Below are 18,471 nucleotides of genomic sequence, written 5' to 3'. Positions count from 1 at the left end.
TTCCATGAGCAAAGTCAACAATGAAATTGCGGTGCAGGAGCGCCGGGAGTTCGGCAAGAACGCGTCCCGCCGCGCCCGCAAGGCCGGTCTGATTCCGGTCTCCGTCTACAGCAAGGGCAAGGAGAGCCGGTCTTTTCTGATCGACGCCGACGAGTGGAAGGTGCTTTCCGGCCACGGCGCCCACATGGTGACGCTGGTCAACGGGGCGGCGAAGATCCCGGCGCTGGTGAAGGAGATTCAGTTCAACCACCTCAAGAACTACGTGCTGCACGTGGATTTCCAGGAGGTGGATATGAACGAGGAGATTACCGACTTCGTTCCGATTCACGCGCACGGCGAATCGGTTGGTGCGGCGCACGGCGGCATCCTCGAGCAGGAGCTGCATGAGCTGGAAGTCACCTGCCGTCCGGACCATCTGCCGGAAGCGATCCGGGTTGATGTTTCCGCTCTGGCGATCGGTGATTCGCTGCACGTGAAGGATCTTGTGCTGCCGGAAGGCGTCCGTGTCGACATCGATCCTGAGACGACCGTGTTCCACGTGGTCCGGCCGAAGGAGGAAGAGGTCGCGGAGCCTGCTGCTGAGGCGACCGAGCCCGAGGCGATCAACGAGAAGAAGGCCGAAGAGAAAGAGAAGTAATCCGGCTGCGGATCCGGCGGAGAGGTGACGAATGGATGAGATCGGCTTGATTGTAGGGCTGGGGAATCCCGGGCCCGAATATGCCGGTACCCGTCACAATGCCGGATTCATGGTGATCGACCGGTTGCTGGCCGGATTTCCGGCCGGCCGGTTCGAAGAGCGGCACACGGCATCGAGCAGTGTCTGGGCGGGGAAGTTCCGCGGGCGGGCGCTGCTGTTGCAGAAACCGCTGACCTTCATGAACCTGAGCGGGCAGGCGGTCGCGCTTCTGGCGCGGCGCAGTGGAATTCAGCCGGAGTCGATTCTGGTGATTTCCGACGATCTGGATCTGCCGGTGGGGCGGTTGCGGCTGCGCAACGGCGGCGCCGATGGAGGTCACAACGGACTCAAGTCGATTATTGCGGAGCTCGGCAGCAGCTCGTTCCGCCGGTTGCGGATCGGGATCGGGCGGCCGAAGCCCGGAGAGACGGTCGATTATGTGCTCTCGAAGTTCGAGGGCGAGGAGGAAAGGCGGTTTGAAGCCTCGCTGGCGGCGGCGGCCGAAGCGGTCCGCACCGTGCTGACGGGGGGGATGGCCCGGGCGATGAACCGGTTCAACGCGTGGACTCCGGTCGAAGAAAGTGAAACAAACCAAAAAAAAGAGGTTTTATCTTGAAAAAATACGAAGCGGTATTCATTCTGGACATCCGCAAGACGGATGACGAAGGTGCGGCGTTCAGCAAGGAATTTGCCGAGCTGATCGCGAATCTCGGCGGCAAGCTGGAGTCGACCACTCCGATGGGGCGCCGCCAGTTCACCTACGAGATCAACAAGCGCAAGGCTGGTCTCTACTTTGATTTCCTCTTCGAGCTCGCGCCTTCCAAGGTGCTTGCGATCAAGGAGAAGTACAAGCTTGACGAGCGTGTTCTGCGCAATATGATCGTCGCCGACGAGCGTCCTGAGACGGTTCCGGCCGGTCCGGTTTCGCTCAAGATGGAGTAGGCTTCGGCCGATGCGGCTGAAGAGGGGTTATTGCGCGAATTCAATCACAGGAGATACGATCCATGGCATCGCTGAATAAAGTTTATCTGCTCGGCAACCTGACCCGGGATCCGGATCTGCGTTCTCTGCCGAGCGGGCAATCGGTCTGCGAGCTCGGGCTCGCCGTCGGTCGCCGCTACGTCAACAGCAATGGACAGGAGGTGGAAGACACCTGTTTCGTCGACGTCGTCGTCTGGGGCAGAAGCGCCGCCAACTGCAAGCAGTATCTCGAAAAGGGTTCGCAGGTGCTGGTCGAAGGGCGCCTCCAGCTCGACCAGTGGGAGGATCGCAACGGCGGCGGCAAGCGCTCGAAACTGCGGGTGGTCGCCGAGCAGATCCAGTTTATGAACCGCCGCAGTGACGGCGGCAACGCCGGCGGCGCCCCGGCCTACGGGAACGGCGGCGGAAACAGTTACGGCGGCGGCGCTCCGGCCTACGGGAACGGCGGCGGGAACTACGGTGCTCCGCAGCAGCAGGGCGGCTACAGCCGTCCCGCGATGCCGCGGCAGCCGATGCCGCAGGCGGCTCCCGGCGGGATGCCCCGGCAGCAGCAGCCGATGCCGCCGATGCCGCCGGAAGGTGCGTTCAATCCCGATGAGGGAATGGAGGACGACATCCCCTTCTGACAGAGGGGAGTTGTTTGGTTGCAGACGAGAAAAACGAGTATTTCTATAGAACGAAAGGGAATGTTTCATTATGCAGCAGGGTGCGAAAAGACAAGGTCGCCGCAGATCGCCGGCGAAGCCGAAGGTTTGCCGTTTCTGCGAAGCGAAGGTCGCGTACATCGACTTCAAGGATGCTGAGACGCTGATGAAGTTCCAGACGGAAAAGGGCAAGATCATGCCCCGCCGGATCACCGGTACCTGCCTGGATCACCAGAAGATGCTGGCCGCCGCCGTCAAGCGGGCGCGCGTCATCGCTCTGGTCTACTGAGAAAAAGGAGGGAGTAACAGATGGCTAACGTTAGTTTGATCCTCCTCGACGACGTCGAAAAGCTCGGGCTGGCCGGCGAAGAGGTGCATGTCGCTCCGGGGTATGCCCGCAACTATCTGATTCCGAAAGGTCTGGCGGCGAAGGCTACGCCCGGAACGCTCCGGCTCATCGAATCGCGCAAGGCGCTGATCGCGGCGCGGCGCGAGAAGGAGCTCGCCGAGGCGAAGGCGCTGGCGGAGAAGCTCGCCGGGATCGAAATTTCGATTCCGATGCAGGCGACCGACGACGATCAGCTGTTCGGTTCGGTCACGGCCCGCATGATTGCCGAGCAGCTGGCCGCGCAGGGTTGCGCTGTTGAGCACAGCCGCATCAAGGTCGAGCCGCCGATCCGGACGCTCGGCAGTTTCGAAGTGGAGGCCAAGCTCCATGCGGATGTCGTCGCCAAGCTGAAGGTCTGGGTTGTCCGGGGCTGATGCATGAGTGATGACAAGAGAGCGTCGGCGTCGCGTCCGGCCGGGATTCTGCCCGACCGGGCCCAGCCGCACGATCCCGCGGTTGAACGGGCGGTCCTTGCGGCGATGCTGCGGGACCCCGACAGCTGCGTCAATACGGTGATAGAACACTTCCGGGATCCGGAAGTGTTCTATTCCCATGTTCACCGGGAGATTTTTCAGGTCATCATCGACCTTTACAACGATCCGGATCAGACCGTCGATCTGGTTTCGGTGGCCCATCGTCTCCGGACGCTCAACAAGCTTGACGCGGTCGGCGGAGAGGTTTTTCTTGCGGAACTTGACGGTGCGATTTCCACCACGGTCAACATCGAGGCGTGGTGTCTGATTCTGCGCAAATACTACATTCTGCGCAAAATGATCGATGTTTGCAGCGAATCGCTGCTCAAGTGTTATGATTCCGATGCCGATGCGGGCCGGCTTGTCGAAGAGATTGAAACCGATATCTTCAATGTCCGCAGTCAGGAAGAGACCAGCAGCATCGTCGAAATCTGTGACAAGATTGAAGACGAATTCCACATGCTCTGGGATATTTACGAGGGCAAAGTCGAGGTTGGCATTCCGACCGGCTACGCCCAGCTCGACAGTTACACCGGCGGACTCAAACCGGGGGAGATGTTCGTGCTCGCCGCCCGGCCGTCGATCGGGAAAACCAGTCTGGCGTTGAATGTGATCCGCAATCTGGCGCTGCCGACCCGGTCGCCGCGCCCGCGGAGGGTGGCCTTCTTCAGTCTGGAAATGACGGCCGAGCAGATCGCCAGGCGCCTGCTGTGCACGGAGGCGGGGCTGTCGGAGTCGGTGTTCTGGAACAAGACCTTCCAGAACAGTGAACTTACCCGGCTCACCGGGGCGGTCGCCGCGTTCAAGAAGGCGAAGATCTTCATCGACCCGACCGGCGGCATCACCATTGCGGAACTTCGCGCCAAGGCGCGCCGGCTGAAGATGAAGGAGAACATCGATGTGATCGTCATCGACTACCTTCAGCTGATGCACGCCGACGGCAGGGTGGACAGCCGTCAGCAGGAGGTCGCCGAAATTTCCGGCGGCATCAAGAAGCTGGCCAAGGACCTCAAAGTGCCGGTTCTGGTGCTTGCGCAGCTGAACCGTGAAGTGGATAAGACTGCGGGCGCGGGGGCGCGTCCGAAACTGGCGCACCTGCGCGAATCCGGTACGATCGAGCAGGACGCCGATATTGTCACCTTCCTCCACCGCAACCGTGAGGATGCGAAGGAGGTCTCTTCGCCCAACCAGAGCGTCGAGGCGGAGTGGATCATTGAAAAGAATCGTAACGGCCGGACCGGAAATCTCAAGCTGCTCTTCTTCCCCTCGCGGATGGAGTTTCTTCCGGCGGCGCCGTACAGTGAGGAAGACTGTCCGAAATAGTTTTCCTCCCATAAGATGTATTGATTTGAAACTGAACAGTACCCGAGGGAGACCAGCAACGTGAATTGGGTGAAACGATTGGGAGGGGCCGCCGCCGTGTTGGCGCTGGCGTCGGTTCCGGTGTTTGCCGCGAAAGTGGGCGAAGTGAAGTTTGACCAGCAGGGAACGCAGCAGCTCCCGGTGGAACAGCTCCGTTTCAATGTGCAGCTCCGCCCCGGGATGGAGTTCAAGCGGGAGATCCTCGATGAGGACGTCAAGCGGCTCTACAATACCGGGAACTATGCGGACGTGGTTTCCGAGGTGCGTGAACTGCCCGGGGACAAGGTGGAGGTCACCTTCCGGATCCGGCTCAAGCCGCGGCTGTCGAAGATCCTCTATCAGGGCAACGAGAAGTACAAGGCGCATGAACTCGCGCGGGAGGTCTCTCTGGTCGAAGGCGGGCTGCTGAACGACCGGGAGCTGCGCGAGAGTGCCGCAAAGCTGCGGAAGTTTTATCAGGAGAAGGGGTACTCCGACGCGACCGTCACCCCGGTGGTGGAGCCGGACGGGCAGGACCGGGTCAAGTTGACCTTCCGGATTGCCGAACATCTCAAGCAGCGGGTCAACGACGTCCGGTTCGACGGGGCGACCGTGTTCAGCCAGTGGGATCTGCGCCATTCGATCAACAACCAGTACAGCTACATGAACTGGCTGCCGTTCGTCAACGACTATTTGAACTACGGACTGCTCAACCGCGGCGAACTGGAGCTGGACAAGGCGCGGCTGCGCGACAAATACCACGATCTCGGGTATCTCGACTTCACGATCGATGAGGTGAAGATCACGCCGACGCCGGAGGATCCGGAGTACATCGATATCGACTTCAAGGTGACCGAAGGGGAACCGTACAAGGTGGACAAGCTCTCCGTCACCGGGAACACGGTGTTCACCAATGCGGAGCTGGAGGCGCTTTTCCAGCTCCGTACCGGGGAGACCTTTTCGCGGTCGCTGGAGGATGCGACGATCCGGGCGATCACGGCGATGTACGAGTCGCTCGGTTACGCCGACGTCGTCTGCCGCGCGGTGCGCAGCGAGGATTTCGAGAAGCACAAGGTGGACGTCAAATTCGAGGTGACCGAAGGGCGGAAGTACCATGTCCGCGACGTGGTCATCGTCGGCAACACCGAGACGAAGGACAAGGTGATCCGGCGCGAGCTGGCGATTCAGCCGGGCGACCCGGTGGACCGCAACCGGATTGAAGTGAGCAAACAGCGCCTGATGGGGATGGGCTACTTCGAGAAGGTCGAGGCCGCCGCGGTGGGTGCCGATGCGCTCGACGAGAAGGATGTCCAGATCACGGTCAAGGAAAAGGAGAGCCGCTACAACTTCCGCATCGGCGGCGGCGCGTCGGATGTGAACAGCGTCTTCGGTATGGCGGAAATTTCATCGAACAACTTCGACATCACCAATCCGGGCAACTGGTTCTACGGCGGCGGCCAGCGGTTCCGGCTGCAGGGTATCTTCGGTGTGGACAACACCGGCTTCAATGCGGATTTTGTCGAACCGTGGCTGTTTGACCTGCCGTTGCGCTTCGAACTCTCCGGCTACATGAACGAGGTGGAGTACGACCAGTGGGATGAAGAGCGCATCGGGGTGCGCACCTCGCTGTCGCGCCGCATCTTCGACGATTTCACCCAGGTGACGGTCGGATACAAGTTTGAACATGTCGATGTGAACCATCTCGGTCATCACCTCAAATACTACATGAAGAGCAACAATCTTGACGGCGGCAGCTACGTGAGCCAGCCGTCGATCATGATCGGTCGCGATACCCGCGACAGTCTGACCGACCCCACCAGCGGCTACAACATCAACTTCTTCGGCTCGCTCACGCCGAAGGTGCTCGGTTCCTCCAGCAACTATTACCGGCTGGAAGGGAAGGGGAGCTACTACATGAGTTTCTTTGACAAGGCGATCATCGCGATGGTCGGCGGAAAAATTGGAACCGTGGCCGCATTCAACCGCGAGGATGATGTGCCGATCTTCGAACGCTACTTCCTGGGCGGAAGTGATTCGATCCGCGGCTTTGAGTACCGCACGGTTTCGCCGGTGGTGAACCAGCGGAACATCGGCGGCCAGACGATGCTGCTGCTGACCGCCGAGGTGACCCATCCGATCTGGGGACCGGTCCGCGGCGCGATTTTTGCCGATGCCGGCAATGCGTGGCGCAACTCCTACAGCATGGGATTCAGCAAGATGAATGTCGGCGTGGGTTACGGACTGCGGATCAAGCTGCCGGTGGTCAATGCGCCGATCAAACTGGATCTGGCCTACCCGGTGGTGAACAATCAGGACCACGAGGCCAACCGGCTCCGGTTCCACTTCAACATGGGCTTCACGTTCTGACGAAGGAGGGGCGGCAATGGCTGGAGAAGAGATGTATGAACCGACCGCTGAGGGGCTGATTCAACTGTTGAAGCGGCTCCGTGCACCGGACGGCTGTCCGTGGGACCGGGCGCAGACCCGGGAGACGCTGGGGCGCAGTCTGGCCGGCGAGACGGCTGAACTGCTCGACGCGATCGACCGCGGCAGCGCGCCGGAGATCTGCGACGAGCTCGGCGACGTGCTGATGAATGCACTGTTTCAGATTGTGCTCGCCGAGGAGAAGGGGGAGTTTACCGCGGAGGATGTGTTTCGCGGGGTGATCTCCAAGATGATCCGCCGCCATGCGCACATTTTCGGTGACGAGAAGGCGGAGACGCCGGAAGAGGTCACCGCCATCTGGCGCAAGGTCAAGGCGGCGGAGCAGGCGGATTCCGCCGTTCCGGAATCGATTCTTGACCAGGTGCCGCACTCGCTTTCGGCGCTCGACCGGGCGGAAAAACTGCAGAAGAAGGTGGCGAAGGTCGGGTTTGACTGGAGCGACGAAGCCGGCATCCTCGCCAAGATCGAGGAGGAGCTGGGCGAACTCCGGGAAGCGATGGCTTCCGGGCGCGGGGAGGAGATCGACGCGGAGCTGGGGGATCTCCTCTTTGCGGCGAGCAACCTGGCCCGGTTCCGGCACGGGCGGACCAGCGAGGAGCTGCTGCGGCAGACCAACCGGCGGTTTGAGAGCCGGTTCCGGTTCATCGAACGGGAACTGGCGAAGGAGAAGATTCCGCTCGAATCGGCCGGTATTGAACGGATGGAGGCGCTCTGGCGCGAAGCCAAACGGCGCGAAAAGGAAGAGTGCTCGGAACAATAACCCGGCCCGGAAAACGAACCGGGAAAACGGAAATAGAGGGCGCGCCGGCGGCGTGTCCGGAACCCGGGAGGAGAGAGATCATGCGGAAAGAATTTCTGCCGTTTACCAAACCGGCAATCAACGAAGATGACATCCAGGCGGTGACCGCGGTACTGCGTTCCGGCTGGATTACCAACGGGCCGAAGAATCAGGAGCTGGAGGCGGGGGTCTGTGCGTTCACCGGCAACCGCTACGGCGTTGCGCTCTCTTCGGCGACTGCGGCGATGCACCTGCTGCTCAAGGCGATGGAGATCGGGCCGGGCGACGAGGTGATCACGCCGTCGATGACCTGGGTTTCGATCGTCAACATGATTGTGCTGGCGGGGGCGAAGCCGGTCTTCGTCGATGTGGACCGGGAGACGCTGCTGGTGACGCCGGAGGCGGTCCGGGCGGCGGTGACGCCGCGGACCCGGCTGATCGTGCCGGTCCACTTTGCCGGAGCGGCGCTGGATCTGGACGGCATCCGCGCCGCGGCGGGGAGCGTCCCGGTGGTGGAGGATGCCGCGCACGCGCTCGGGACCTTTTACAAGGGCCGTCACATCGGTTCGACCGGTTCGGCGATCTACTCGTTCCACGCGATCAAGAATGTAACCACCGGCGAAGGGGGCATGTTCGTCACCGACAACCGGGAACTTGCCGACGCCATCCGGCTCTGGAAGTTCCACGGCATCGGCATGGATGCGTTCGACCGGCAGAATCGCGGCCGTTCGCCGCAGGCGGAGGTGCTTCATCCCGGATTCAAATACAACCTCACCGACATCTGTGCCGCGATCGGCGTCAGTCAGCTGGCGCGCATCGGCGAGATCAATGCGAAGCGGCGCGCGCTGGCGATGCGCTATCGGGAGCTGCTGGCCGATGTGCCGGAGATCCGTCCGCTGGCGGATCCGGTCGGGTACGATTTCACACATGCGTGGCATCTGTTTGTGGTGCGGGTCGACACGCCGAAGATCGGCCGGGATGCGTTCATGGCCGAACTGAAGGCGCAGAATATCGGGACCGGACTGCACTTCCGCTGTGCCCACCTGCAGAAATATTACCGCGAGGTGATGGGGTTCCGCGCCGGGATGCTGCCGGCGACCGAATACAACAGCGACCGGATCTGTTCTCTGCCGCTTTTCCCGGATATGCAGTTGGAAGATGTGGACGATGTGGTGTCCGCGATCAAGACCGTGCTGGCGGCGAGGTGAATGATGGAGCTGCGTTTCCCGGCCGGAGAGGAGGGGGGAGCTCCCGCCGGCCGCCGGAGTGAGATTTTTTTCTGGGGATTTGCGGCGGTGGCGCTGTTCCTGTTTCTCGGGCACAACGCGCTGTGGGCGTCCGAGGACCGCTGGGCGGAGATCGCGCGGGAGATGGCTTCGACCGGCGACTGGCTCCATCCGGCGATCAACTGGAAGGTGCATTTTGACAGGCCGCCGTTGACCTACTGGCTGATTCTGCCGTTCGCCATGCTGTACGGCGGGTTCAATGAGCTGATCGTGCGTCTGCCCGGCGCGCTGGCCGGTCTGATCGGACTGTTCGGCACCGTGTCGCTCGGGAAGAAGCTGTTCGACCGCCGTACCGCTCTGCTGGCCGGCTGGATGCTTCTGAGCAGTTACGGGTTTCTCTTCTGGAGCCGGGTCGCGGCCGCCGAGATGCTCTCTCTGGCGATTTCGGTTCTGGCGGTGGCATTCTTTTATCAGCGGGATTCGCTGACCCGGTTCTGGAGCTGTTTCGGCTTCTGTCTGATCGGTTTCTTCGGCGCGCTGGCCGGAGGACTGCCGGCGCTGGTGACGCCGTTTGTGATGGTGGCGCCGCACCTGCTGGCGGAGGGGCGTTGGCGGAAGGTGCTGAAATTTTCGAATTTCCTTGCGTTTCTGCTGGCCGGCGCCATCTGTGCCGCGCCGGTCTATTTTGCGGTGGTCACACCGCTGCCTCCGCCCCTGGAACTGCTGCCGGGGCAGAAATTTTCCGGTCTGGAGCTGATCTGGCAGGCAAACGTCGTTGAGCTGTTCCAACTGCCGGGGCGGGAGGCGGTCGTCGGGTTGCTCTGCAGCCTGCCGCGCTGCTTGCTGCCGTGGTCGCCGGTGATTCTGGTCGCCATCGCCGGACTGGTGCGGAACTGGAAGAGCCTGCCCGGAACCATCCGGGAACTGCTGATCGCTTCTCTGCTGCTCTTTCTGCTTCTCTCGTTTGCTTCCGGCGGCCGTTGGTACGGGGTTCTGCCGCTGCTTCCCTACTGCACGCTGCTCGGCGCCGCCGGAATTGCCGGGCCGTTCGGCGTGGAGAAGTGGAATCGCCCGCTCTGGCAGCTGATGCTGATTCTGGTGATCTGCCTTGCTTCGCTCTGCGTGGCCGCTCTGGCGGCGATTCCGCTCTGGTACCGGTTTGCGCCCTTTGAGCCGCCGCTTCTGCTTCTGGTGTCGCTCCCGGTTGCGGGAATTCTCACGCTGTGTGTCATGATGTTTGACAGCCGTTCCGGCGGGGCGCTCGAACGGCTGACCGGGATGCCGTTTCAGTTTGGCGCTCCGGTGCTGGGCGGGGCGATTCTGGTGGCCGCTCTCTTCGATTGCGTGTGGCCCTCGTTCACGATCTACCGCACGGAAAAACCGTTTTACCGGGCGTTCCGCAAGGCGTATCCGGAGATTCCGCCGGACCGCATCTTCTGCTGGGGGAGCAATGTGCCGACGAAGATGCTGTTCTACCTGGGCATTCCCGGGCCGGTGGCGGATTCGGAGGAGGTTCCGGCGCAGGGGCATTCCGGAGAGGCGGGGTATCTGAGCCGTCTCCACCGGTTTTCCGCCTTTCTTGTACGCAACGCGGGCTGCCGCGTGGCGGTGCTGGTCTACAACCGGCCGGGACATCGGGAGTCGTTTGCCCGAGCGGTGAAGGAGTTGAATCTGCCGGTCGACGTGCAGAAACCGGATTTTTCGGAAGATTTCCTTGAAGTGATCAAATCCGAACGAGATGAGCGCAATCGGAACATCTGGGTCTTCCAGGTTCCGGAAAAAACAGAGGAGCAGTAATGGGGAAATGGAAAAGTCCTCTCTGGTGAATTTTGTTTCCGTCGTGGTGCCCGTTTTCAACGAGGAGGGGTGCCTTCAGGAGTTGATCGACCGCACGCTGAAGGCGTTGCGTTCCACCGGCAAGCGGTTTGAGTTCATTCTGGTCGATGACGGCAGCCGCGACCGTTCGGCGGCGATCATGAAGGCCGCGGCCGAGGAGAATCCGGATGAGGTGATCGCCTGCATCCTCAACCGCAACTACGGCCAGCACTCCGCGATCATGGCCGGGTTTTCGCTGGTGCGCGGCGACCTGATCATCACCCTCGATGCGGACCTGCAGAATCCGCCGGAGGAGATTCCCCGGTTGATCGCGGCGGCGGAGGAGGGGAACGATGTGGTGGGGACCGTCCGGCAGAACCGGCAGGATACCCTGTTCCGCCGCACCGCGTCGAAGATCGTCAACATCGTCGCCCAGAAGGCCACCGGCGTGCACATGAAGGATTACGGCTGCATGCTCCGCGCCTACCGCCGTCACGTGGTCGAGGCGATGCTGCAGTGCAACGAGCGCAGCACCTTCATTCCCGTGCTCGGGAATAGTTTTGCCCGCAACACCTGCGAGATTCCGGTCGAACACAGCGAACGGGCGGTGGGCGAGTCGAAGTATTCGCTCTGGAAGCTGATCAACCTCCAGTTCAATTTGCTCACCTGCATGACGACCGCGCCGCTGCGGATGCTGACCTACTTCGGGCTGCTGGCGGCGGGGAGCGGTTTCCTGCTGAGTTTATACATCATTTTCCGGCGCGTTTTCGACGAGGACGGCGACCGCTGGACGAACGGCGGAACCTTCACGCTGTTCGCGATCATGTTCATCTTCACCGGAATTCAGATGGTCGGCATCGGCATGATCGGCGAGTACATCGGGCGAATCTACACCGATGTGCGCAACCGGCCCCGCTATTTCATCGAAGAGGTGTTCGGCCGCCGTTCCGGGGATGACGGGAAGTAGGCGCCGGCATGGGGCAGCTTGTCATCATCAGCGGTGACGACGAGTTCACCGTCAAGGAGCGGGCCCGCGCGGTGGCGCGCGAGCTTGCCGGCGGGGAGATCGAGGAGAATCCCGCGGTGGAAATCATCGCCGGCGACGGGGAGGAGCTCAAGCCGGACGAGGTGATCGCCCGGTTTCTGGACGCTCTGCGGACGCCGCCGTTTCTGTGCGACTCCAAACTGGTCTGGCTCCGTCACCTGCGCGATCTGGAGCTCTTTTCCGCCCGGGAGCCGGGCGACGGGGTGGCGGGGGTGCTGGAGATCCTCACCCAGCCGTTGCCGCCGGAACTTTCCGTACTGATTGACGGCGGCGGTCTGGATCAGCGCAAGTCGTTCTGCAAAACGGTGAAAAGTGCCGGTGCGGCAGTGGAGATCTTCAACGCGGTGAAGGCGACGGACCGCCGTTTCGCCGACGGCCGGAAGGAGAGCCTGCGCGAAATCTGCGGGTCGCTCGGCAAGTCTCTCGAACCGGCCGCCGCCCAGTTCCTCACCGAGACGATCGGCGGGGATTCGGGGATGCTCCGCAACGAACTGGAGAAGCTCTGCAGTTACGTCGGCGATGCCGCGGTCATCACGCTCGCCGACTGCCGCGAGGTGTGCAGCCGCACGCCGGAGACGGTGAGCTGGGAGTTTACCGGCGCCATCGTCGGGCGCGACCGGCCCCGGGCACTGCGGCTGCTGGATATCATGCTGCGGCAGGGGGAGCCGGAGATCCGGCTGATGTATGCGCTCTCCGGCGAATTTCAGAAGCTGATTCAGACGCGTCTGGCGATGAAGCAGCTGAAGCTAACCCGGGTTACGCCGCGGACATTCGATTCTCTGCCGGAGTCGCTGAAAAAGGAGTTTCCCGACAATCCTCTGCTCAAGCTCCACCCGTTCCGCGCCTTTAAAACCTGTGAGGGCGCGGCCGGTTTCACCGACGCCGAACTCGCCGGCAACCTGGAAGCGGTCCGGAACGCCAGCCGGGCGCTGGTTTCCGGCGGCGGGGAGCCGCGCATCATTTTGGAACAGCTTGTCCTCCGGCTGACCGCCCGCCGTTGACCTCCCCCGGGCGGCAGAGCAGTTCCAGCGTGCCGGGAATGGCCGATTCGTTCACCGGTTCGGGCGGCGGCGGAAGTTTCCCGGCCGGCGGGAGCGCCAGATCGGTCAGCAGCCGGTACCAGGCGAGCCGCCAGGCCAGCGTGGCGTCGATGAGTTCGAGCGCGCTCTTTTTCTCCCCGGGGTGAAGCTCCTGTTTGAGTCCGGCATGCCGGACCTGTTTCCATGCGTCGCGGAGGTGCTTCAGATCGAGGTCGATCTCAAAGGCGGCCCCCAGGGCGTTGGCCAGATGAATCGCGTACATGGCGTATCCCTCCGTCTCCTGCAGCGAGTGGCCGGCCAGGCGGCGCGGCAGGCGGTACAGCGCCTCGGCGAGCATCGCTTCGGCCGCGGCGTCGTCGCGGTAGAGCCGCCGCAGAGTATGGACGGTCGATGGTGCCAGGCGGAAGCCGGCGCTTTCGGAGCGCCGTTCCGAGGCGGTGATGTAGAGCGGATCCGCCTGTTCCGGCGGAGCGGCGGGCGTGGCGAGCGAGGCGCCGCTGAATTCAGCGATCTCTTCGGCCGAGAGGCCGGTGAGAACGCGCAGCTCCAGCGCGAGTTTCTCCTCCCGGCGTCTCTCCTCCTCTTCCGGAGCGAGTTTGAGGCGCGCCCGGCTGGCGGCCAGCCGGGAGGCGAGCGCCGCAATCTGATAGTCGAGCAGTTCGCCCGCCCGTTTCCTGCGATGTTCGGTCATGTCGACTCCGGCCGGGAGGCTGAGCAGATCGTTGTAGGCGATGGCGTCATCGAGCAGTTTCAGCCGGGGGTCGCGGTCGGCTTCGTAACTCCGGACCGAGGTGCGTTGCTCGTCGATGAATCCGGGAATCTGGAGCAGTCTGGCGTTGCCGACATGTTCCCCCGCCAGCTCCTGCAGGGACTCGATCGTCTGAATTTCCAGCATATTCCGCCGGGCGGCGGCCAGCATCTCCCGGAGCGGGAGCGGGTCTTCCGGTTCCGTCTCTTCCGGCTCCGTTCTGTTTTCCGTGGTACGGGGAGCCGCCGGCGCCGAAGGGGGTTCCTCCCCTTTTTTCTGAGCCTCCGCAACAGCGGTGACGGCCGGTCCGGCCGACTCATCCGGCGTCGAGGTCACATAGACCGTACAGCCGCCGGCAAACAGCAGGAGCAGTGCCGCCGGAGCGAGCAGAGAGGGGCGGCCGGCAGGGAAAGGGGTCATTCGGCACTCCGTTCCAGAAGACGGGTGATCAGTTCGAAAATTTCCGCCGGTTCCACCATGCGGCCGGGCCCGTCCGGACCGCAGGCGACGTGTCCTTCCGCCGGACCGGCGAAGAGTACGCCGCGCCGCCGGAGGGTCTCCACGTTCTCCCGGCAGGCGGAGTGCTGCCACATCTGCGGATTCATGGCCGGTGCCAGCAGAGTCGTCCCGTTGAAGGTGGCCGCAAAGGTGGTCAAAGCGTCATCCGCGATGCCGCAGGCGAGCTTGGCGATGAAATTCGCCGTGGCGGGCGCGACGACGAAGAGAGCGCATTGCGACGCCAGCGCCACGTGTTCCGGACGCCACTCCGGCACCTCCCAGAGCGACGTTACCACCGGCTGGCGGGAGAGGGTGCGGAAGGTGAGCTCCGTGACGAACTTCCGGGCATTTTCCGTCATGATGACCTGAACGGTGAAGCCATTGCGTACCAGGGTGCTGCACAGCTCCGCCGCCTTGTAGGCGGCAATTCCGCCGGTGACGCCGAGGACGATGCGCTTACTCATGGAAGAGATCCTCCGGAATCGCCGCGGTGCGGAGCGCGAAGGAGCGGAACAGCCCGGTCATCTCCTCCGCCGCCACATCCAGATCGTCGTTGATGACCAGATAGTCGTATTTGTTCCAGCAGGCGAGTTCGCGCCGCGCGCCTTCCAGCCGCAGCCGGATCTGCTCTTCAGAGTCGGAGGCGCGGCCGCGGAGCCGGCGCTCCAGCACGGCGACCGAGGGCGGCCCGATGAAGACGAACACGGTCGCGCGGGCCAGTTCCGGATCGTTCGCCGCGGCGGCCCGGATCTGCATGGCGCCCTGCACGTCGATGTCAAGCACGACCGAACTGCCGCTCCGAATCCGGTCGAGCACCTCACACTTCAGGGTGCCGTAGCGGTTGGCGAACACCTGCGCATGCTCCACAAACTCTCCGGCGGCGACCCGGCGTTCGAACTCCTCCGGCTCGAGGAAGTAGTAGTGTACGCCATGCTGTTCGCCGGGGCGTGGCTTTCTGGTGGTGCAGGAGATGGAAAATTCCAACTCCGGCATCGCCTGGCGGACGCGCCCCACCAGCGTGGATTTGCCGACCCCGCTCGGACCGGAAAGCACGATGATCGTACCGAGTTTTTTCATTCAGGCCTCCCTTGTGGCATTTGTTTTTGCGGAGGAACCGATTTCCGCCTCCTGCTTCTCTGCGGCGGCCAGCGCTCTGCCCGCTGCGCACTCCTCTTCCCAGCCGGGGAAGTTCCAGTGCTCCGGAAAACGGCGGCACTGAACCGGTTTCACCGGGTCGATTCTGCAGCGTGCCGGTTCGCCCTCCTCCAGAAAGCAGCAGCTGCCGTCCGGTTTTTCCGGCAGAGTCAGACCGGTTCTGTCCGGCAGAAGTTCGGTGTACTCCGCCAGAAACTGCTCCAGCGGAATTCCGAGATAGGCCGCGATCGCGTCGATTTCGGCCTCGCCGACCCGGACTGCGCCCGGCCAGCGGCAGCAGTTGCCGCACCGCAGGCAGTGAAACTGCTCCATTTGGTTTCCCATAAAACGTCGAACGGGTACTCCCGGATTCCGCCGGAAATACCCGCCCCTCTCTCTGTTTGCCGGAATTTACCGGAAATCGTCAAAGGTGAAATCGTCACCCTTGATGTCGATGAAGAAGAACCCGAGCGCGAAGTCGAACCACTCCACCGGGTGAATGTAGAGGTCGCCGGTGACCAGGCAGCCGAGAGAACCGCCGATGGCCCAGTAGTCCCGCTTGCCTTCGAAGAAGTCGTAGATCCGCATGTCGGGGGTGGGGAATCCGGCCCGGTTTTCGATGTATCTCTTGACCAGCGGGGTGCTGTCCACCACGCTGTAATTTTCATCGCTGATGGTGACGAACGACCAGTACCAGCCCTCTTCAATGCCGAAGCCGTACTGACGGTTGTGCGCCTTGTACGCCTTGTACGCAAGCCCGATGCCGGCGCCGCCCCAGACCGCGCGGGTGGCCATCAGCTGAGCTTCCACGATCGGACCGACGCCGAGGTTGACGGTGAACATGTCCAGCGCGTCCATCAGGCGGTTCGGGATGTAGAGCAGGAGCTTTTCGGCGATTTCCGAATCGCTGCCGGAGCTGGCGGCCTGCGCCGGAACGCCGGCAAAAATGCACCCTGCAATTGTCAATGCCAGAAGGAACTTTTTCATAGATGACGAACTCCCGAATATTGTTGTTGTAAAAGAGATAAAAATCTGTTTTCCCATCTTATCGGATGTACTTTATCACATTTCCCCTCGATTGTCCAGTAAAAAGTCGGAAAAATCAGATAATTTTAGGAAATTTCTCCGGCGGCCGTTTGATCGGCGGCGGCTCCGGCGACTCCTCCTTCTCCGCCGGGGCGGCGGCGGGCGCCACCGGTTCCTCGACGATTTCGAAGTCTCCGGTCAGTTCGGCGCGTTTGAGGTCGAGCAGCTCGACCTGCAGCCGGGTGAGCCGGCGCTGTTCCACCAGTAGTTCGGTCAGCGTGGTCTGCATTTTCTTGAGCTGCCCGGCCATGCCCAGCAGATTGGCGTCCAGCTCCCGGCGCGCCTCCCGGAACTTTGTATAGAAGCGGGAGAGCTGTGCGACTCCCATCATCACCACGATCCAGGTGAGCGCGGCGACGATCCACAAGGTAACTGTCGGAAATTGAAACCCATCCATTTGCTGCATCCTCCGGGTAGGTGGAACTGTGAGTACTTTCTATAATTAACATATTCCCGGTTCCGATTTTTGCAATAGCCGCAACGGTGACTGCCCGCTTTTTTCAGGATTTTTCTGCGAAACCGTTCCATTTCTCCCGGAGGGACGGAGAAATTACGCCTCCGCTTCCGTCCGCAGCCGGGCGAGCGCTTCGGCCACGCTCTCCCCGGTATCGGGGAATCGCATTTCCGGCGCGATCTCCGCCAGCGGTTCCAACACGAACAGACGCTGCCGCGCCCGCGGATGAGGCAGCGTCAGCGCCGGAGAATCAAAGCACTCCCCGCCGAAAAGAATCAGATCCAGATCGAGCGTCCGCGACTCCCGGCTGGAGTGTCGGGCGGGGCGGCCCGCCTCCCGTTCCAGTTGCTGGGTCAGCGCCAGCAAATCGGTTGCCGTGCCGGTCCACTCTCCGGTCAGCGCCGCGTTGGAGAAATCCGGCGTCCCCGGAACACAGTCCACCGGCGCGGTGCGGTAAATCCGGCTCTGCCGGATCGACTGGACGCCGTTCTCCGTCAGTTTCCGGATGGCCTGTTCGAAGATTTTCGCGGAATTTCCGAGATTTCCTCCCATTAAAATGGCAATTTTCACAGTTTTTAACATAAACGGCTCGTTTTTTTGCAGATTGCGTTTTATATTTATTATCGCACCGGATTTCACCTTTTGCAAAGAGATGTGATGACGAATCAACCGAAAATTTATTTTCTCGGCTCCGGCCAGATTGCCGTGCCGGTCCTCAAGGCGGTCGCCGTCGCTCCCCAGCTCCGGCTGGTCGGCGTCGGCACGCAGCTCGACCGCCCCGCCGGCCGCAACCGCAAGCCGACGCCGACCCCTGTCGGCGCCGCCGCGGAGGAGATGGGGCTCCCGGTTGACAAGATTCCCAATGTCAACACGCCGGAGTTCCTCGCCGGACTCCGGGCAAAGGAGCCTGATCTCGTGCTGGTGGTCTCCTTCGGGCAGATTCTGCGTCGCGACTTCCTCGAGTTGCCGCCGCTCGGCTGCGTCAACATTCACGCCTCCCTGCTTCCCCGTTACCGGGGCGCGTCGCCGATTACCCAGTGCATCCTCAACCGTGATGCCGAGACCGGCATCTGCTTCATGAAGATGGAGCGTGGGCTGGACACCGGCCCGATCTACAGTTCGATCCGGGTGCCGCTCGATCATCGGGAATACGGTGAAATGCTCGAAATGAAACTCGGCGTGATTGCCGCCGAGATCACGCCGGGCACTCTCTGCTCGATCGCGGCCGGTGAACTCGAGCCGATGCCGCAGGATGACACCGAGGCCACCGTCTGCACCAAGATCCGGAAATCGGACGGGCGGATCAACTGGGCGTTGAGCGCCTATGATATCGAAGCGATGGTGCGCGCCTACTATCCGTGGCCGGGGGCGAGCTGTACGATGCTGACCACCCGCGGCGAAATGCCGGTGACGCTGACCCGGGTACTGCCGCGGCGCGACCTCGGCGGGGAGCCCGGAACGGTGTTGCAGGCGGACAAGTATGCACTGATCGTCGCCTGCGGTTCCGGTGCGATTGAGATCATTGAACTTTCTCCGCCCGGGCGTCGCGCCATGCCGGCGGTCGCATTTCTCAACGGTCTGCGCGGAGAAAAACCGGTTATCCTGCCCTGACGGCACCTTTCCGGCGGGGGCGTCGGCCGCCCGTCCGGTTCTGGAAACAATTTTTGAATGGTAAAGAGTTATGGAAAAGAAAGGCAAA

Annotated in this window: 21 protein-coding genes; 14 read left to right on the top strand and 7 right to left on the bottom strand. The window is 62.2% G+C overall.

Annotated features, from left to right (window positions below):
• The first annotated feature begins 4 nt into the window (after positions 1–4).
• The 13 genes from ACMLHG_RS12535 to holA all read left to right on the top strand — a co-directional run bounded on the left by ACMLHG_RS12535 (position 5) and on the right by holA (position 12,813).
• Positions 5–637, top strand: coding sequence for a 50S ribosomal protein L25 (locus ACMLHG_RS12535; RefSeq protein ID WP_417170700.1), 633 nt, complete (start codon positions 5–7; stop codon positions 635–637).
• Positions 638–668: 31 nt separating this feature from the next.
• A complete protein-coding gene (pth, locus tag ACMLHG_RS12530; RefSeq protein WP_294433341.1) occupies positions 669–1,292 on the top strand; it encodes an aminoacyl-tRNA hydrolase in 624 nt (207 codons plus the stop codon).
• Positions 1,289–1,618 carry a 30S ribosomal protein S6 gene (gene rpsF, locus ACMLHG_RS12525; protein WP_295808542.1) on the top strand — a complete coding sequence of 110 codons (330 nt, stop codon included), beginning with the start codon at positions 1,289–1,291 and terminating at the stop codon, positions 1,616–1,618. Before pth ends, rpsF begins: the two co-directional genes overlap by 4 nt.
• Positions 1,619–1,680: 62 nt before the next feature.
• Positions 1,681–2,283, top strand: a complete 603-nt coding sequence (locus ACMLHG_RS12520; RefSeq protein ID WP_295808545.1) for a single-stranded DNA-binding protein — start codon at positions 1,681–1,683, stop codon at positions 2,281–2,283.
• A gap of 70 nt (positions 2,284–2,353) precedes the next feature.
• Positions 2,354–2,590, top strand: coding sequence for a 30S ribosomal protein S18 (rpsR, locus tag ACMLHG_RS12515; RefSeq protein WP_294433344.1), 237 nt, complete (start codon positions 2,354–2,356; stop codon positions 2,588–2,590).
• A gap of 20 nt (positions 2,591–2,610) precedes the next feature.
• A complete protein-coding gene (gene rplI, locus ACMLHG_RS12510; protein ID WP_417170699.1) occupies positions 2,611–3,063 on the top strand; it encodes a 50S ribosomal protein L9 in 453 nt (150 codons plus the stop codon).
• 3 nt (positions 3,064–3,066) lie between these two features.
• On the top strand, positions 3,067–4,485 hold the full coding sequence (gene dnaB / locus ACMLHG_RS12505; protein ID WP_417170698.1) for a replicative DNA helicase: 1,419 nt from the start codon (positions 3,067–3,069) through the stop codon (positions 4,483–4,485).
• Positions 4,486–4,554: 69 nt separating this feature from the next.
• A complete protein-coding gene (gene bamA, locus ACMLHG_RS12500; protein WP_417170697.1) occupies positions 4,555–6,870 on the top strand; it encodes an outer membrane protein assembly factor BamA in 2,316 nt (771 codons plus the stop codon).
• Positions 6,871–6,886: 16 nt separating this feature from the next.
• Positions 6,887–7,708: a nucleoside triphosphate pyrophosphohydrolase gene (gene mazG / locus ACMLHG_RS12495; RefSeq protein ID WP_294433348.1), complete on the top strand. Its 822-nt coding sequence runs from the start codon at positions 6,887–6,889 to the stop codon at positions 7,706–7,708.
• A gap of 80 nt (positions 7,709–7,788) precedes the next feature.
• Positions 7,789–8,934, top strand: a complete 1,146-nt coding sequence (locus tag ACMLHG_RS12490) for an aminotransferase class I/II-fold pyridoxal phosphate-dependent enzyme (RefSeq protein ID WP_295808552.1) — start codon at positions 7,789–7,791, stop codon at positions 8,932–8,934.
• A complete protein-coding gene (locus ACMLHG_RS12485; RefSeq protein ID WP_417170696.1) occupies positions 8,935–10,749 on the top strand; it encodes an ArnT family glycosyltransferase in 1,815 nt (604 codons plus the stop codon).
• 7 nt (positions 10,750–10,756) lie between these two features.
• Entirely contained in the window at positions 10,757–11,734 is a 978-nt protein-coding gene (locus tag ACMLHG_RS12480; protein ID WP_294433352.1) for a glycosyltransferase, read from the top strand.
• A gap of 8 nt (positions 11,735–11,742) precedes the next feature.
• The gene (gene holA, locus ACMLHG_RS12475) at positions 11,743–12,813 is read left to right on the top strand and encodes a DNA polymerase III subunit delta (protein WP_417170695.1); all 1,071 of its coding nucleotides are present in this window, start codon (positions 11,743–11,745) and stop codon (positions 12,811–12,813) included.
• Here the strand turns inward: holA and ACMLHG_RS12470 are convergent.
• The 7 genes from ACMLHG_RS12470 to folK all read right to left on the bottom strand — a co-directional run bounded on the left by ACMLHG_RS12470 (position 12,770) and on the right by folK (position 17,354).
• Entirely contained in the window at positions 12,770–14,020 is a 1,251-nt protein-coding gene (locus ACMLHG_RS12470; RefSeq protein ID WP_417170694.1) for a hypothetical protein, read from the bottom strand. The genes holA and ACMLHG_RS12470 overlap by 44 nt on opposite strands.
• Complete coding sequence (locus tag ACMLHG_RS12465) at positions 14,017–14,562, bottom strand: flavoprotein (RefSeq protein WP_417170693.1); 546 nt, start codon at positions 14,560–14,562, stop codon at positions 14,017–14,019. Before ACMLHG_RS12465 ends, ACMLHG_RS12470 begins: the two co-directional genes overlap by 4 nt.
• The gene (gene gmk / locus ACMLHG_RS12460; RefSeq protein ID WP_417170692.1) at positions 14,555–15,175 is read right to left on the bottom strand and encodes a guanylate kinase; all 621 of its coding nucleotides are present in this window, start codon (positions 15,173–15,175) and stop codon (positions 14,555–14,557) included. The genes ACMLHG_RS12465 and gmk overlap by 8 nt, the downstream gene beginning before the upstream one ends.
• Positions 15,176–15,565 (bottom strand): YkgJ family cysteine cluster protein, encoded by a 390-nt coding sequence (locus ACMLHG_RS12455; RefSeq protein WP_417170691.1) that lies wholly within the window; start codon positions 15,563–15,565, stop codon positions 15,176–15,178.
• A gap of 78 nt (positions 15,566–15,643) precedes the next feature.
• Positions 15,644–16,219 carry a hypothetical protein gene (locus tag ACMLHG_RS12450; RefSeq protein WP_294433360.1) on the bottom strand — a complete coding sequence of 192 codons (576 nt, stop codon included), beginning with the start codon at positions 16,217–16,219 and terminating at the stop codon, positions 15,644–15,646.
• Positions 16,220–16,334: 115 nt separating this feature from the next.
• Positions 16,335–16,715: a hypothetical protein gene (locus ACMLHG_RS12445; RefSeq protein WP_295808566.1), complete on the bottom strand. Its 381-nt coding sequence runs from the start codon at positions 16,713–16,715 to the stop codon at positions 16,335–16,337.
• Between the two features lie 153 nt (positions 16,716–16,868).
• Positions 16,869–17,354, bottom strand: coding sequence for a 2-amino-4-hydroxy-6-hydroxymethyldihydropteridine diphosphokinase (gene folK / locus ACMLHG_RS12440; RefSeq protein ID WP_417170690.1), 486 nt, complete (start codon positions 17,352–17,354; stop codon positions 16,869–16,871).
• 75 nt (positions 17,355–17,429) lie between these two features.
• Between folK and fmt the strand changes: the two genes are divergently transcribed.
• Positions 17,430–18,383 carry a methionyl-tRNA formyltransferase gene (gene fmt, locus ACMLHG_RS12435; RefSeq protein WP_417170689.1) on the top strand — a complete coding sequence of 318 codons (954 nt, stop codon included), beginning with the start codon at positions 17,430–17,432 and terminating at the stop codon, positions 18,381–18,383.
• Positions 18,384–18,471: the final 88 nt, after the last annotated feature.

Origin of the sequence: Victivallis sp., assembly GCF_048170485.1 — a bacterium.
In the GTDB taxonomy this organism is placed as follows: domain Bacteria; phylum Verrucomicrobiota; class Lentisphaeria; order Victivallales; family Victivallaceae; genus Victivallis.
The sequence above is the reverse complement of the archived record's forward strand: the minus strand, read 5'-3'. Positions and strand labels throughout refer to the sequence as shown.